Origin of the sequence: Pseudomonas sp. UFMG81 (assembly GCF_015354575.1) — a bacterium.
In the GTDB taxonomy this organism is placed as follows: domain Bacteria; phylum Pseudomonadota; class Gammaproteobacteria; order Pseudomonadales; family Pseudomonadaceae; genus Aquipseudomonas.
Genome location: NZ_JACAFQ010000025.1, coordinates 54,433 through 68,688, shown reverse-complemented (window position 1 = coordinate 68,688; position 14,256 = coordinate 54,433). Strand labels below are relative to the sequence as shown.

Below are 14,256 nucleotides of genomic sequence, written 5' to 3'. Positions count from 1 at the left end.
GGATTTCTAGATGATAGATGAACTGAAAAAAAAGCTATTGATGGAGCTCAGTCAGCTCGATGCTCCATGGATGCAAAAAGTTGGGCGCAAGGCTGGAGGAGTCAATTTGAGTTGGCTTCCTGTAGCGCAGTTGTGTGGGGGGCGTTTTCTTTTAGGGGTTACTTCCAGGGGAGAGTGGGCTAGATCAACAGGATCTGTAATTCAGACGGTTGATGAGGAGGCTGGGTATGTATTCTTTCTACCACTTTTAGAAGGTCTTCCAGAAATCGTTCGTTGCAAGATGATCGATGGGCTTAAAGCTCATGGGATTTCTGAGTTGTTCATAGACTTATTTCCGTTTGAGAAGGTTGTTGTGGCAGGTCTTAGGAGTCAGAGTGAGTACTGGTCTAGCTTGGCATTGAAATGGGTTTTATTCATCCCGAGGACTGATAGTTTGGAAGCAGAGCTGGAGGTGTTGAGTAAATCTGGAGAAACTCAACGAATACGTCACTCGGCCAGAAAAATTGCTAAGCAGCTAAAAGTTTTGTGACAGAGGTGCAAAAGCGACTCCAGGTGCCGAATTCGTCTCAAGCCTTTTCGTGCAGACCCTTGGGGTAGGCAGATCAGCAGTGGCTGTGACCTGACTCTGGTCAGTGGCGCGCCATCACCTTCGAAGCGGTGAAGGACCCGCACGAAGAGAACCACACCAAATCCAACAAAAACGCGTTCTGGAACGCCGCCAAGGGCAAGGGCAACCTGGGCGCGGTGTTCAAGGACGTCACCTCCAGTGACAGCCTCAAGGGCTACGCCGTGTCGATCGCCACCGCCGGCGCTGCCCAAAGCCTGGGCTTCGACCCCGGTGCCATGGGCTTCAACGTCGAGAGCCTGAAGACCGTCATGCTGAAGGCGGCCGCGGACGCGACGATCAAGACCGCAGTCTACGGTGGCAGTTTCAAGGACAACCTCGGCAGCGCGCTGTTGAGCACCGCCGCCAGTGCCGCCGGTGCGTACGCCGCCGGCAAGATCGGCGATCACCTGCCGATCGACGGCAGCTTCGAGAAAATCCTGCTGCATTCAGCCCTCGGCGGGCTGATGGCCGAGGTCATGGGCAGTGACTTCCGCACGGGGGCTATCGCCGGCGGTGCCAACGAAGCGCTGGTGGGCCTGCTCGGCGACAAGCTCTTGCCTGCGAATCTGACCCCGGGTACGGCCGAGTATGCCCAGGCCGAAGCCAACCTGGTCGCGTTGTCGAAGATCGTTGGTGTGTTGGGGGCGGCCGTGACCGAGGGCGACCTCGATGTGGCTGCGCAGGTGGCGGAGAACGGTACACGGTACAACTTCCTGGGAGACCATTCGGCCAAGCAGCGAGACGACGCAAGGAAAAAATTCCGCCAGACCGGTGACATGGACGCGGCACGCGAACTGGTCAGGCTGGAAGGTGCGGACCATCGGAGCGACGAGCTGCTGGATGCTTACAAGCGTGATCCCTCATCGCTTTCGCAGGATGAACTGATCGAACTCACTGCCCATTTGCAGGTATACGCCTACGAGCGACTCAGGGAGGCGGGGCCCGAGAAAGCGCAAGCCAGCTTGACCAGTCTGCTCGCAGGCGATCAGGTGTTCGGTTACGGCTACCCGTATGCCGGCAGCAAGGAACACAAACTGGCCTGGGCCGATGCGCAGCGCGATCAACTGGGGCTGTTGGGCTCGCTGTGGCCGCATGAAAGAAGCGTCGACGAGTTGACTTACCTGGACGCTAAACATGCGTTGCGTATTGGCCAGGAGCTCCAGGGGATGGCAAACCTTGGCGATCCAGCGATCTATTTCCTGGGTGGGTCGATCGGCAGTGCAGTTCGGGCGGTAGCGGCGACCAATGGTGCGCTGCAAGCCACGCTGGGAACCAAGCAGGCCTTCGAAGGGGACAAGTGGAATGCGGCCGGCAACTTGGTGTTGGGGCTGTTGGGCGTGGGTACGCTGGGTATCAAGGTTGATTCAGGCCGGTTCTCGGGCGCATTGCCAGTCACAGAAAGATATCCAGGGGCAACCACACCGTCCCTGACGCCTGTTGAGTTGATGCAGCAGGTTGGAATGCCTGCTGTAACGGCAGGTACTCGCTTCGAGCAGATCATTGATGGTAGATTTCCTGCCATCCTAAATGGTCCAAAAGGAACTGGCGGTGCCACACTTCATGCGGCTGATGATATTCGGTTCTCGCAGAATAGCGTTTCATTCAATAAAACTGACCGAGTAACGGGTGCAAATTACACATACGACGATTTGGTTCAAAGCATGCGGGCTAATGGTTGGAAAGTTGATCCAGTTGACGTCGTTAAAATGCCTGATGGCAAGCTGACTAGCATGGATAACACTCGAATTGCCGCGGCCAGAGAGGCGGGGGTTGACGTTAAAGCTAACGTTCGTGGATTTGATGATCCATTGACGCCAGCTATTCAAGAGGCTAGGGGGTGGCAGAGTTTTAATACTTGGGGAGAGGCCATTACTGGTCGTATAAACAAGCAGTCAGGTGGGTTTTCTACTACCAGTCCTCACGGCTCAACAGAATCGCCACGTATTTCTGGAGGTGGTAAATAATGAAGGCTTTTTTGTACGATCTTCCAATTTTACCTAATGATTTTAAATTCCCGGTTGATTATTTAGATGTGGTTTTGGCTGATGAGCCTGTAGATATATACCCTTGGCGGTTTCTATCGGAAGACATGGCGGCATCTCTTTTTTATTATAGTTCTATGCTTTTGAAATTTTCGGGGGCGGCGCTAGTACCCTTTGCAATTATTCAAGATGAGTCAGGGTTGTATAACGATGGCTGGGTTGTTCTTGCTTGTTTTGATGGGGGGAGCAAGGAAGGCAGTTCATGTGTGCGGATTTATGATTATTCAAAGCCGAAGTTGAGTCCTTGGGATAATTTGGCTTACCCTGGTTTCTCTGAGTGGTTTAGTGCTGCCAAAGAAGAGTCTTCCCGATATAAGGCTGAGCGGGTCGAAGACAAAGGCTAATTCTGATGTATGAAAAAATTGGGGACATGGTCCGTTAACCATACGTCGTTCTCAGCCTGGAAAAACTTGAAGCCCTGTTGGTGCATTCGGAGGGCTTCAACTTTTAGCACCTCAGGCTTTCCATATCGCTGTCCGACAGCTACAGCTGTGGTCATGTCTTGTGATAAGTGCACATGATGGCGAGAGCCTGCAATTAATCCTTGTTGCTGAATTGATTTTAGAAAGCGAGTTGCAGTTCCGTGGTGCAAAAACTCAGGGGGTTCTTTCTCGATATGCTGGAGTTTTACACTTTCGGTTGAGTGCCCCTGCACAGCTCGAATGTATTGCGCATCATCAGAAATAGAAAAGCGCTTTTTATCGTTGCTGCTAACAATGGATAGAATTAGCTCTCGATCTAAAATTCGCCCTTCTTTAGCTGCGCCTGAAATTAAACAGTCAATTTCTGCCCAGCCTTCCGTGTCCAACTGAAGTCCAATGGAGTGTGGTTCATGGCGCAAGATATAACTTAGGAACTTGCTTGTTTCGTTTAGTTGATTTTTATTCATGTGTGCCCTGCATTTATTTGTCGAATTTTCAGTGTCATTTGTTTTGGCTGGTATCCGACGCACTTGCGCCAGTATTTTCAGTTGTTGTTGCACCCTGATTGCGCTATTTTTGCATCCTGCTTCAATCTTTCTGCACTTAAGTTACACCACTTTTGCACCACTCTGACGACCTACGGTCTTTCTGCTCAATACGCTTTCTTAGCATTAATTGTTGCTCCTTGACAGGAGCAGGATCTCAATGCGCAGCATACATCTTTTGCGAGGTGGGTGTTCCTATATTTATCAGTGATTTATCATTTTTCTGCCTTCTAGGCAGTGCTATACATTTGTCATGCAAAATGCAGGTTTCGCCCAATAAACACTGGTGTGGGGTGTATTACCTTTGTAATACACCGATCTACAGCCTTTCGATTGCTCCTCCTCCCTTAGGTGTACAGCAAGCAGGGATTAATGGATACCTCCAGGTTTACGCGGCACGCGAATTGGTCTGGCTGGAGGTGCGGACGAATGAAGCGACGAGCTGCCAAGGCGGTGGTCAGCTACTTCCAACACCCCTCATAATCCCTCCTTAATCGCCACCCTGTGCAATACCCGCTTCCCCCACCCCAGGAGCCCCCACCATGCATGTTCTGCTCTGCGAGGACGACGACCTGATCGCCAGCGGCATCTGTGCCGGGCTCTCGGCCCAGGGCCTGACCGTGGACCGGGTGAGCAGCGCGTCGCAGGCGCGGCAGATGCTCCAGGCCGCGCAGTTCGATGTGATGATCCTCGACCTCGGGCTGCCCGACGAGGATGGCCTGAAGCTGCTGCGCCGCCTGCGCCAGCAGGGGGTGACGCTGCCGGTGCTGGTGCTGACCGCGCGCGATGCGGTCACCGACCGGGTCGATGGGCTGCAGGCCGGCGCCGACGACTACCTGCTCAAACCCTTCGACCTGCGCGAGCTGGCGGCGCGTCTGCACACCTTGCTGCGGCGGGTGGCGGGGCGGGCGGTGAATGTGATCGAGCATGGGCCGCTGGTCTACGACCCGAGCAGTTGCGCAGCAACGCTTGCCGGGCAGCCAGTGGACCTGTCGCGGCGCGAGCAGGCGCTGCTCCAGGCACTGTTGCAGAACCCAGGGCGGGTGCTGTCCAGCGAGCAGTTGAAGGATTGCGTGTACGGCTTCAGCGACGAGGTCGAGAGCAACGCCTTGAACGTGCATATCCACCATCTGAGGCGCAAGCTGGGCAATGGCATCGTCGAGACGGTGCGCGGGTTGGGCTATCGGCTGGGGCCGGCGCAGGCGCCGGAGGAGGCGTCGTCATGAGTTTGCGGGTGCGGCTGTCGCTGATCCTCGGCAGCGTGTTCATCGTGATCTGGGTGCTGGCGGCGGCGTGGATGCTGCGCGACCTGCGCCAGCAGATGATGTTCTCCCTCGACCAGCGCCTGGTGGCCTCGGCGCGGATGGTGGCCGGGCTGATCGAGCAACTGCCGCAGCCGCTGGCGGCCAAGGGCGAGGAGGCGCATTTCGCCGCCGACCAGCTCAGTGTGCCGGACGGCATGGCCTGCCAGGTCAGTTCGCTGCGCGGCGAGATCCTCGCCAGCAACCACAAGCACGACGGGGCGATGGACGACCAGCGCAGCGGCTTCCGTGACCAGACTATCGATGGCGCCTCGTGGCGCACCTTCACCTACAACCATGGCGATGTGCGTATCACTACTGCCGACCGGCACATGGAGCGCGAGGCGCTGAACCAGTCGATCCTGCTGGCGGCCTCGGCGCCGGTGCTGATGGCGCTGCTGGGCAGCCTGGGGCTGTTGTGGATCGGCCTGGGCAAGGGCCTGGAGCCGCTCAACCGCATGCGTGATGCGCTGCGCAGGCGGCGTGCCGACAGTGTCGAGCCGTTGCAGGTGGCGGGGCTGCCCAGCGAGCTGCAACCGCTGCTCGACACCCAGAACCAGCTGTTCCTGCGCATCGCCCAGACCATCGAGCGTGAGCGGCGTCTGACCGACGATGCCGCCCACGAGCTGCGCAGCCCGCTGACCGCGATCAAGACCCACCTGCAGGTGGCGCGGATGACCGATGGTGCGGTGCGTGAGCAGGCGCTGGAACATGCCGAGCAGGGCGCCGATCGCATGCATCGCACCCTGGAGCAGTTGCTGATGCTGGCGCGGGTGGAGGGCAGCCTGTCGTTCGACGATGGCGTGCAATGCAGTGCCGAGCAAGTGGCCTTGCAGGCGGTGCAGGATGCTGGCGGCGGCGACAACCGGCGCATCCTGCTGCGCTTGCCGGAGGATGCGGCCAAGGTCTACCTGGGCATGCCGGCGCCGTTGGCGGTGGCGGCGCTGCGCAACCTGCTGGACAACGCCCTGCGCCATGGCGGCGAGGCGGCGGTGGAGCTGGAGGTGCAGGCGCAGGATGGGCAAGTCGGGTTCATGGTGCGTGACCATGGCCCGGGCATCCCTAATGAGGACCTTGAGCACCTCACCGAGCGCTTCTGGCGCAACAGCCAGAGCGGTGGCTGCGGCTTGGGCCTGGCGATCGTCCAGGCCATCGTCCAGCGCTGCGCGGGCAGCCTGCGCTTCGACAGCCAGGCGGATGGCTTGCGGGTGTGGTTGAAGGTGCCGGCGCGCTCGGCCAGTTGAGCGGTGTGGGTTTCATCGCCGGCAAGCCGGCTCCCACAGGATGACACCTGACCTTGTGGGAGCTGGCTTGCCAGCGATGAGGTCAGTGACACCACAACAAATCCCGCACCAACCGCTAAATCCATCCCCCGCCCAAGCGTTTTCCAAGCGATAACAACCCGACACACATCCGGTCAGTGGAGCGTGACGGGCACATTCGCTTGCTTGCGAGGGTTTTTCCGATGTCGACCGCTTCCAGCCTTGCCCAGGTCCTGCCGGCCAGCGCGCCGCAGGCCCTGTACGAATTCGAGGACTCGCCGCTGCTGCTGCGCCAGCAGCAACAGGAGTCCAATGCGCGCAGTTACCCCCGCCGTATCCCGCTGGCGCTCAAGCGCGCCCGGGGCCTGTACGTCGAGGACGTCGAAGGCCGTCAGTTCATAGACTGCCTGGCCGGCGCCGGCACCCTGGCGCTGGGCCACAACCACCCAGTGGTAGTCGAGGCGATCCAACGCGTGCTGGCCGACGAGCTGCCGCTGCACACCCTGGACCTGACCACGCCAGTCAAGGATCGCTTCGTCCAGGACCTGTTCAGCCTGCTGCCCGAGGCCTTGCGCCGCGAGGCGAAGATCCAGTTCTGTGGCCCCACCGGCACCGACGCGGTAGAGGCGGCGCTGAAGTTGGTGCGCACCGCCACCGGGCGCAGCACGGTGCTGGCATTCCAGGGCGCCTACCACGGCATGACCCAGGGCGCGCTGAGCCTGATGGGCAGCCTGGGGCCGAAAAAGCCGCTGGGGGCGCTGCTCAACAATGGCGTGCAGTTCCTGCCGTACCCCTATGACTACCGCTGCCCGTTCGGCCTGGGTGGCGAGGCGGGCGTGCGCGCCAACCTGCACTACCTGGAAAACCTGCTCAACGACCCCGAGGGCGGTGTCGCGCTGCCGGCGGCGGTGATCGTCGAGGTGGTGCAGGGCGAGGGCGGCGTGATCCCGGCGGACATCGAATGGCTGCGTGGCCTGCGCCGGATCACCGAGCAGGCCGGCGTGGCGCTGATCGTCGACGAGATCCAGAGCGGCTTCGCCCGCACCGGGCGGATGTTCGCCTTCGAGCATGCCGGCATCGTGCCGGACGTGGTCACCCTGTCCAAGGCCATCGGCGGCAGCTTGCCGTTGGCGGTGACGGTGTATCGCGATTGGCTTGATAAGTGGTCGCCGGGCGCCCATGCCGGTACCTTCCGTGGCAACCAGATGGCCATGGCCGCTGGCTCGGCGGTGATGCACTACCTGGTCGAGCATCGCCTGTGCGAGCACGCCGAGGCCATGGGCCAGCGCCTGCGTGGGCACCTGCAACAGTTGCAGAAAGAGTGCCCACAGCTGGGTGATATCCGTGGGCGCGGGCTGATGCTTGGGGTGGAGTTGGTCGACCCGCAGGGCCAGCGTGACGCCCAGGGCCATCCGCCGGCCTGCCGCACCCTGGCGCCGAAGGTGCAGCGCGAATGCCTGCGCCGGGGGTTGATCCTCGAGCTGGGTGGTCGCCATGGTGCGGTGGTGCGCTTCCTGCCGCCGCTGATCATCAGCGCCGAGCAGATCGATGAAGTGGCCGGGCGCTTCGCCGAGGCGGTGCGTGCGGCGATCGCTGCGCGCTGAAGGCATCAAACGGGGCTGCTTTGCAGCCCATCGCCGGCGAGCCGGCTCCCACATCTTGCGCGGTCTCTGTAGGAGCGGCCTTGTGTCGCGAAAGGGCCGCAGAGCGGCCCCGGCGATCTTGGACGTACTCAAGAACCTGGGGGCGCTGCGCACCCCTTTCGCGACACAAGGCCGCTCCTACAGAACACCTGTGCAGACAGTTGCCCCCACCCTGACCGCGCCATTCTCGAGGCTTGCGGGGTACCTGTGGGAGCCGGCTCGCCGGCGATGGGCCGCAAGGCGGCCCCGGTTACCTCAATCCAACACCCTTCCCGCACGCCAGTAACCCATCAGGCTCAGGCTCTCCCTGGGCAGCCCGCGCGCCTTGACCAGGTACCGGCGGATATCCATCACCGCCGCCGACTCCCCGGCGATCCAGGCATGGAAGGTGCCGCTGTCATCACTGGCCAGCTCCCACAGCACCTGGTTATCGATATCCACCTCTTCCAGTTCGGCCTGGCGCACCTTGCGCACCGCCGGCAGCCAGGCCAGCTCCTGCACGGCATGGCGCATGCCCTGGCCATGCTCGGCGCGCAGCAGGTCGCGGGGCAGCCAGTGCAGGCGGGTGGCCGGGCTGTGGCGCAGGGGCAGGCAGTCGTCCTCCAGCGGTACTTCGAGGAAGGCCTCCACCGGCAGTTCGGGCGCCTCATCGGCCAGCTGTTCGAGAATGCCAGCGATCGCCGGCAGCGCCGTTTCGTCGCCCACCAGCAGGATGTGCCGGGCGTTGCGCGGGGGCTTCCACTCGTAGCCGCCGGGGTCGCCGGCGTAGGCCAAGTTGGGGGCGACCATTTGCAGGCGGTCGCCCACGCGGGCCGTGGTTGCCCAGGCCGAGGCCGGGCCGTTGACGCCGTGCAGGACGAAGTCCACGTCCACCTCGCACACCTCGCGGCGCAACGCGCGCAGGGTGTAGGTGCGCATCGGCGGCGTGTCCTGCGGCGCCAGGTGGCGGCGGGCCTGCTGCCACTTCGCGTCGGTGGGCAGGCTGGGCGGGTGGCCGGCGGGCGTGGGGAAGAACAGCTTCACGCGCTGGTCCGGGGCCAGGGTGGTCATGTCGACCACGTCCGCGCCGGCGAAGACGAAGCGGCACAGCGAGGGGCTGAGGGGTTCGATGGCCTTGAGCTGGATATCGAAGATGCGGTAGGCGGTAGCCTTGGTGGGGCGCAGCAGGCGGGACAGCAGGGAGGTCATGGGGGGTACCTCGGGCGAAGGGTGATACCCGGAAGACGAGCACCCAGCCCGCTAAATTTACCCGGGCCGCATCCGTCCTAGCTTGGATAGAAGCCGCGGCACGCGGAGACGGATTGAGGCGCAATGACAATTTCTCGACGAGGATTCATCGCCGGCCTGGCGGTGGCGGGGGCGGCCGGCACGGCGGCCTACTACGCGCACAAGGAACTGACCCACGACCCGGAAGACGATGTGGTCACCCCGGGCGAGGCCAGCGTCGAGCTGGCCGACCCGGCCGGGCAGGTGCTGGCGGACTTGCTGCGCGGTGTCTGGGACATTCGCTTCAGCGGCGCTGACGGCGGCCTGGAGGGCCTGCCCGGGCAGGGGCTCGAGCTGTTCATCGACGTCGCCACCAAGGGCCGTGGCCTGCGGGGCTTCGTCGATACCGGCGAGCGCCTGCGCGGCGACGGCGAGGCGGCCTACCGCGTGCTCGGCGACCTGGTCGGGGCCAACAGCGGCGAGGTGCGCTGGCGCCTGATGAGCCAGCGCGGTGGCCCGAGCTATGAATGCGTGGCCAAGCTCGACGAGGTGTGGGGCGACTTTGCCAATGCCGGCCCCGGGACGTTGAGCGGACGCGCGCAGCGCCTGGACCGGCCGCTGATGCTGCCGTTGCAGGACAACCATTTCGTCGCGGTCAAGCGCCCGTTCCCCGAGGCCCGCGAGCGCCTCCCCTATACCCCGCAGATGCAGGACTGGGTGATCGGCGCCGAGCACCGCCTGTTCCACCAGCTGTGGCACGCCACCCGCGACCAGTGGCACAAGCTCTCCAAAGAGAAGCACAACGCGCTGCGCGGCCTGGGCTGGCAGCCCGGCCCACGGGATCGCGAGCGCGATGCCCGGGGTACGCGCAAGCACCGCAATGGCTCGGGCATCGACTTCCTGTTCATGCACCGGCACATGCTGATGCACGCCCGCACCCTGCAGGACCTGCCGTCCTGGCAGCGCTTCCCGTTGCCGCAACCGAACGTCGAGTTCGACCGGGTGGGTTTCGCCCGCTACCACGACAACCACGATGGCTATCGCGTGCCGCCGGCCTGGCAGGCCACCGATGACCAGGAGTACGGCCAGTGGGTGGCGGCGATCAAGGCCGGCGAGACCTTCTGCAGCAACTTCCAGGTGTGGGAGTCGCAGTACCAGGACCCTTTGTACCTGTCGAAGCTGTCGCTGGGGGCGCTCGGTTCAGAGCTGGAGATGAACCTGCACGACTGGTTGCACATGTGCTGGGCATCGGTGCCGCGCGACCCGATCAATGGCGCGCCGGTACCCTATGCGCGCGAGCCCTCGGACTTCGCCGCGCGCTGGTTCGAGCGCGACAACGACTTCCTCGGCGACCCGTTCTCGTCCCACGTCAACCCGGTGTTCTGGGCCTTCCATGGCTGGATCGACGACCGCATCGACGACTGGTTCCGGGCCCATGAGCGCTACCACCCCGGGCAGGTGCGGCGCCAGGAGGTCAACGGCGTGCAGTGGTTCGCGCCGGGGCGCTGGGTGGAGGTCGACGATCCCTGGCTGGGGCCGGACACGCACGGTTGCAGCACCCAGCCGGGCCTGCGCCCGGGCAAGTCGGTGGAGATGGATGTGGAGGTGATGAAACTGGCCTTGCGCATCACCTTCGGCGAGGACGACAAGATCGACGGGTTGCTGCGCAAGGTGCCGCGTCGGCCGTGGTATGCGCGGCATCTGTCGATGAAGAACATCACCACGTGAGGTAGATCACGCCTGTGGGAGCGGGCTTGCCCCGCGATGGCCAGGGTACCTGGACCGATGCTATCGCGGGGCAAGCCCGCTCCCACGCCGCTGCGAGTGAGCGAGCCGTTTCAGCGGTTTTTCGCCAGCTCCTGCCCCGCCTGCCAACCCCCACCCAATGCCTTGTACAACGCCACGCTGCCCTGCAGCCGCGCCAGCTTCAGCTGTGCCTGCTCGTCCTGGGCCAGGTACAGGGTGCGTTGGGTTTCCAGCACGCTCAACAGCGTCTCGGCACCGGCGGCATAGCGCTGCTGGGCGAGGTCGAAGGCGATGCGCGCCTGTTCGACTTCCTGGTCCTGCCATTGCCGTTGGCGCTCCACGCCGCTGATGGCGTTGAGCGCTTTCTCGACATCGGCGAAGCCGGCCAGGATGCTGGCGCGGTAATTCTCCAGCAGCTCCTGCTGCTCGGCGTTGGCCAGGTCGCGTTGGGCGCGCAGGCGGCCATTGTTGAAGATCGGCGCGGTGATGCCTGCGGTGAGGGTGTAGTAGGGGCTGTCGAAGAGATTGGCGAAGGTGGTGGCGCCGCTGCCCAGGTCCGCGCCCAGCACCAGGCGTGGCAGCAGCGCGGCCCGTGCCACCTGCACGTCGGCGCTGGCCGCGGCCAGGCGTGCTTCGGCGGCGGAGATGTCGGGGCGCCGGCTCAGCAGCTCGCTGGGCACGCCGCTGCCGATCTGCGGCCAGCGCAGCGCGCCGATCGGCTCAGCATTACCAGGCAGGGCCTGTACCGGGTCGCCTAGCAGGGTGGCCAGGGTCACCCGGTTGTCTTGCCGACGCTGCTCCAGCAGCGGCAACTGGCGTTCCTGGGCGGCCACCAGGCTGCGCTGCTGGGCCAGTTCCAGGCGGGTGGCCGAGCCTGACGTTTCGCGGGCTTCGACCAGGCGCAGCACGTCCCGGGCGTTGTCGAGGTTCAGGCGAGCGATGCGCAGCTGCTCGTCCAGGGCCAGCCCTTGCAGGTAGCTGTCGGCGACGGCGCTGACCAGGGTCAGCTCCACGGTCTGGCGCTCGAAGCGGCTGGCGCTGAGTGAGTGCAGGGCGCTGTCGCGGGCGGCGCGCAGGCCGCCCCAGAAATCGATCTCGTAGCTGGCGCTAAGGCGGGTGCCGAACGAGGTGCTGGTGCGCTCGCTGCTGCTGGCGTCGAGCTGGTCGTTGCCTTCGCCGCGCAGCAGGCGCTGGCGGCTGCCGTCCAGGCCCAACTGCAACTCGGGCAGCAAGGGTGCACCAGCGATCACTGCATTGGCCTGGGCCTGGCGTACCCGCGCGGCGGCGGCGGCCAGGTCATGGCTGTTCAGGCGAGCGCGCGCCACCAACTGATCCAGTGCCGGGCTGGCGAAGCCCTGCCACCACTGGCTGTCGGGCCACGGCTGGGTGGTGTTCACGGCGCCTTGCCAGGCCGTCGGGGTGTCGATGCCTGCGGCGGGCGGCGGCGGGCTGCTGCAGGCGGCGAGCAGCAGGCTCAGGGTCAACAGGCTGATACGGCTGGGGATCGTCATGGACTATTCGCTGGTAAGGGCTTTGACCGGGTCGAGGCGGGCGGCCTTGCGGGCCGGCATGAAGCCGAACACCACGCCGGTGACCACCGCGCAGGCAAAGGCGCCGAGGATGGCGGGCAGGGCGAAGGCCACGGCGATGTCGGCGAGCTTCAGGCTGCCGCCGATGGCCAGGGCCAGGGCGATGCCGGTGACGCCGCCGACCATCGACAGCAGCACCGCTTCGGTGAGGAACTGGCGCAGGATGTCGCGCTGGCGGGCGCCGGTGGCCATGCGGATGCCGATCTCGCGGGTACGCTCGCGCACGGTCATGAGCATGATGTTCATCACCCCGATGCCGCCGACCAGCAGGGAAATTGCGGCGATTGCCCCAAGCATCAGCGACAGGCTGTTCTGGGTACGGGCCTCGGCCTGGATCAGTGCGGCGTCGTTGGTCAGGTCGAAGTCGTGCTTTCCCTGGTGGCGTTGCAGCAGCAGGCGCTCGATGGCTTTCTCGGTCTCGTGCACGCGGCTGGAGTCGAGGGCGGCGACGGCGATGTACTCGGGGTCGCGTGCACTGCCGAACAGGCGGATGGCGGCGGCGGAGTAGGGCACGGCGATGCGCTCGTCGCTGTCCTGGTCGCCGGAGCTTGCGCCTTTGGCGGCAAGAATGCCGATCACCTGGAACGGCACGTTGCCGATCAGCAGGTACTGGCCGAGCGGGTTGCTGCCCGCGCCGAACATCTTGTCGCGCACTTTCTGGCCGATCACTGCCACGGCGGCGCCGTTGGCTTCGTCGGCCTCGGTGTAGAAGCTGCCTTCGACCACCGGCCAGTTGAAGATCTCGGGGAACCAGGTGTTGTTGCCGCCCACATAGAACGACTGGCTGTTGTTGCCGTGGCGCACCATCAGCTGTTCGCCGATCACCGGCATCACGTGCTTGACCAAGGGCAGCTCGGCGACTGCGGCGACATCGTCGAGGCTGACGATGCCGCCCGGTTCGCGTTCGGTGGCGTGCTTGCCGTTGAGGTAGAGGATGTTCGAACCGAACGCGGCCATCTGTGCCATCACCTGGCGCTTGCTGCCTTCACCGACTGCCAGCATCACCACCACCGAGGCCACGCCGATGACGATACCCAGCAAGGTCAGGGCGGTGCGGAAGCGGTTGATCCACATCACCCGCCAGGCCGCCTGCAACGATTCGAGCAGCTCGCCTTTCCAGGCGCCCTTGAGGGTGGCGCCACGGTCCAGGCGCTGGCGCAGGTCGTCGGCCTGCAAATGCTCAGCTGGCTCGGCGGGTGCCTGTTCACTGGCGGTGTCGCTGACCACCTCGCCGTCACGCACTTCGATGATCCGCTGGGCGCGGGCGGCGACTTCGCGGTCGTGGGTGATGAGGATGATCACGTGGCCCTGGCTGGCCAGCTCGTCGAGCAGGGCCATGACCTCGGCGCCGCTGTGGCTGTCGAGGGCGCCAGTGGGTTCGTCGGCGAGGATGATATGGCCGCCGTTCATCAGCGCGCGGGCGATCGACACCCGTTGCTGCTGGCCGCCGGACAGCTGGTGCGGGCGGTTGCCAGTGCGGCTGGCCAGGCCCAGGCGGTCGAGCAGGGCGCGGGCACGGGCGTGGCGTTCGGCCGGGGGGATGCCGGCATAGATGGCCGGCATCTCGACGTTTTCCTGGGCCGAGCCGGAGGGAATCAGGTGGTAACCCTGGAACACGAAGCCGAAGGCCTCGCGGCGCAGCCAGGCGAGTTCGTCGCTGCCCAGCTCTGCCACATCACGGCCGGCAAAACGGTAGCTGCCCGAAGTGGGGCGGTCGAGGCAGCCGAGGATGTTCATCAGGGTGGACTTGCCGGAGCCGGAGGCGCCGACGATGGCGACGAACTCACCCGGGTGGATGCTCAGGCTGATGCCGCGCAGCACCTCGACCTTGGGCGAATCGACGCCGCCGTAGGATTTACGGATGTTGCACAGCTCGATGAGGGGGGCACTCAT

The 14,256-nt window shown here is 63.8% G+C and carries 11 protein-coding genes; 7 read left to right on the top strand and 4 right to left on the bottom strand.

Annotated elements, in window-relative coordinates; genetic code table 11:
* The first annotated feature begins 40 nt into the window (after positions 1-40).
* The 3 genes from IX761_RS18545 (at position 41) to IX761_RS18535 (ending at position 2,993) form a co-directional block, all read left to right on the top strand.
* Entirely contained in the window at positions 41-529 is a 489-nt protein-coding gene (locus IX761_RS18545) for a hypothetical protein (protein WP_194791019.1), read from the top strand.
* A gap of 128 nt (positions 530-657) precedes the next feature.
* The gene (locus IX761_RS27425; RefSeq protein WP_323744584.1) at positions 658-2,571 is read left to right on the top strand and encodes a DUF637 domain-containing protein; all 1,914 of its coding nucleotides are present in this window, start codon (positions 658-660) and stop codon (positions 2,569-2,571) included.
* Entirely contained in the window at positions 2,571-2,993 is a 423-nt protein-coding gene (locus tag IX761_RS18535; RefSeq protein WP_194791018.1) for a hypothetical protein, read from the top strand. The genes IX761_RS27425 and IX761_RS18535 overlap by 1 nt, the downstream gene beginning before the upstream one ends.
* Here IX761_RS18535 and IX761_RS18530 read toward each other — a convergent pair.
* Complete coding sequence (locus IX761_RS18530) at positions 2,990-3,538, bottom strand: RNA 2'-phosphotransferase (protein ID WP_194791017.1); 549 nt, start codon at positions 3,536-3,538, stop codon at positions 2,990-2,992. The genes IX761_RS18535 and IX761_RS18530 overlap by 4 nt on opposite strands.
* Before the next feature lie 620 nt (positions 3,539-4,158).
* Between IX761_RS18530 and IX761_RS18525 the strand changes: the two genes are divergently transcribed.
* The 3 genes from IX761_RS18525 to IX761_RS18515 all read left to right on the top strand — a co-directional run bounded on the left by IX761_RS18525 (position 4,159) and on the right by IX761_RS18515 (position 7,783).
* Complete coding sequence (locus IX761_RS18525) at positions 4,159-4,842, top strand: response regulator transcription factor (protein WP_194791016.1); 684 nt, start codon at positions 4,159-4,161, stop codon at positions 4,840-4,842.
* Positions 4,839-6,161 carry an ATP-binding protein gene (locus IX761_RS18520; protein WP_194791015.1) on the top strand — a complete coding sequence of 441 codons (1,323 nt, stop codon included), beginning with the start codon at positions 4,839-4,841 and terminating at the stop codon, positions 6,159-6,161. Before IX761_RS18525 ends, IX761_RS18520 begins: the two co-directional genes overlap by 4 nt.
* Before the next feature lie 221 nt (positions 6,162-6,382).
* A complete protein-coding gene (locus IX761_RS18515) occupies positions 6,383-7,783 on the top strand; it encodes an aspartate aminotransferase family protein (RefSeq protein WP_194791014.1) in 1,401 nt (466 codons plus the stop codon).
* 294 nt (positions 7,784-8,077) lie between these two features.
* On the opposite strand, the gene IX761_RS18510 is transcribed toward IX761_RS18515, so the two are convergent.
* Positions 8,078-9,010 carry a siderophore-interacting protein gene (locus IX761_RS18510; RefSeq protein ID WP_194791013.1) on the bottom strand — a complete coding sequence of 311 codons (933 nt, stop codon included), beginning with the start codon at positions 9,008-9,010 and terminating at the stop codon, positions 8,078-8,080.
* A 123-nt stretch (positions 9,011-9,133) separates the two neighbouring features.
* Here IX761_RS18510 and IX761_RS18505 point away from each other — a divergent pair, with 123 nt between their 5' ends.
* Complete coding sequence (locus IX761_RS18505) at positions 9,134-10,756, top strand: twin-arginine translocation signal domain-containing protein (RefSeq protein ID WP_194791012.1); 1,623 nt, start codon at positions 9,134-9,136, stop codon at positions 10,754-10,756.
* Positions 10,757-10,866: 110 nt separating this feature from the next.
* Here IX761_RS18505 and IX761_RS18500 read toward each other — a convergent pair whose 3' ends face one another.
* Together IX761_RS18500 and IX761_RS18495 are read right to left on the bottom strand one after the other, a co-directional pair.
* Positions 10,867-12,285, bottom strand: coding sequence for an efflux transporter outer membrane subunit (locus IX761_RS18500; RefSeq protein WP_194791011.1), 1,419 nt, complete (start codon positions 12,283-12,285; stop codon positions 10,867-10,869).
* Positions 12,286-12,288: 3 nt separating this feature from the next.
* Positions 12,289-14,256 (bottom strand): MacB family efflux pump subunit, encoded by a 1,968-nt coding sequence (locus IX761_RS18495; protein ID WP_194791010.1) that lies wholly within the window; start codon positions 14,254-14,256, stop codon positions 12,289-12,291.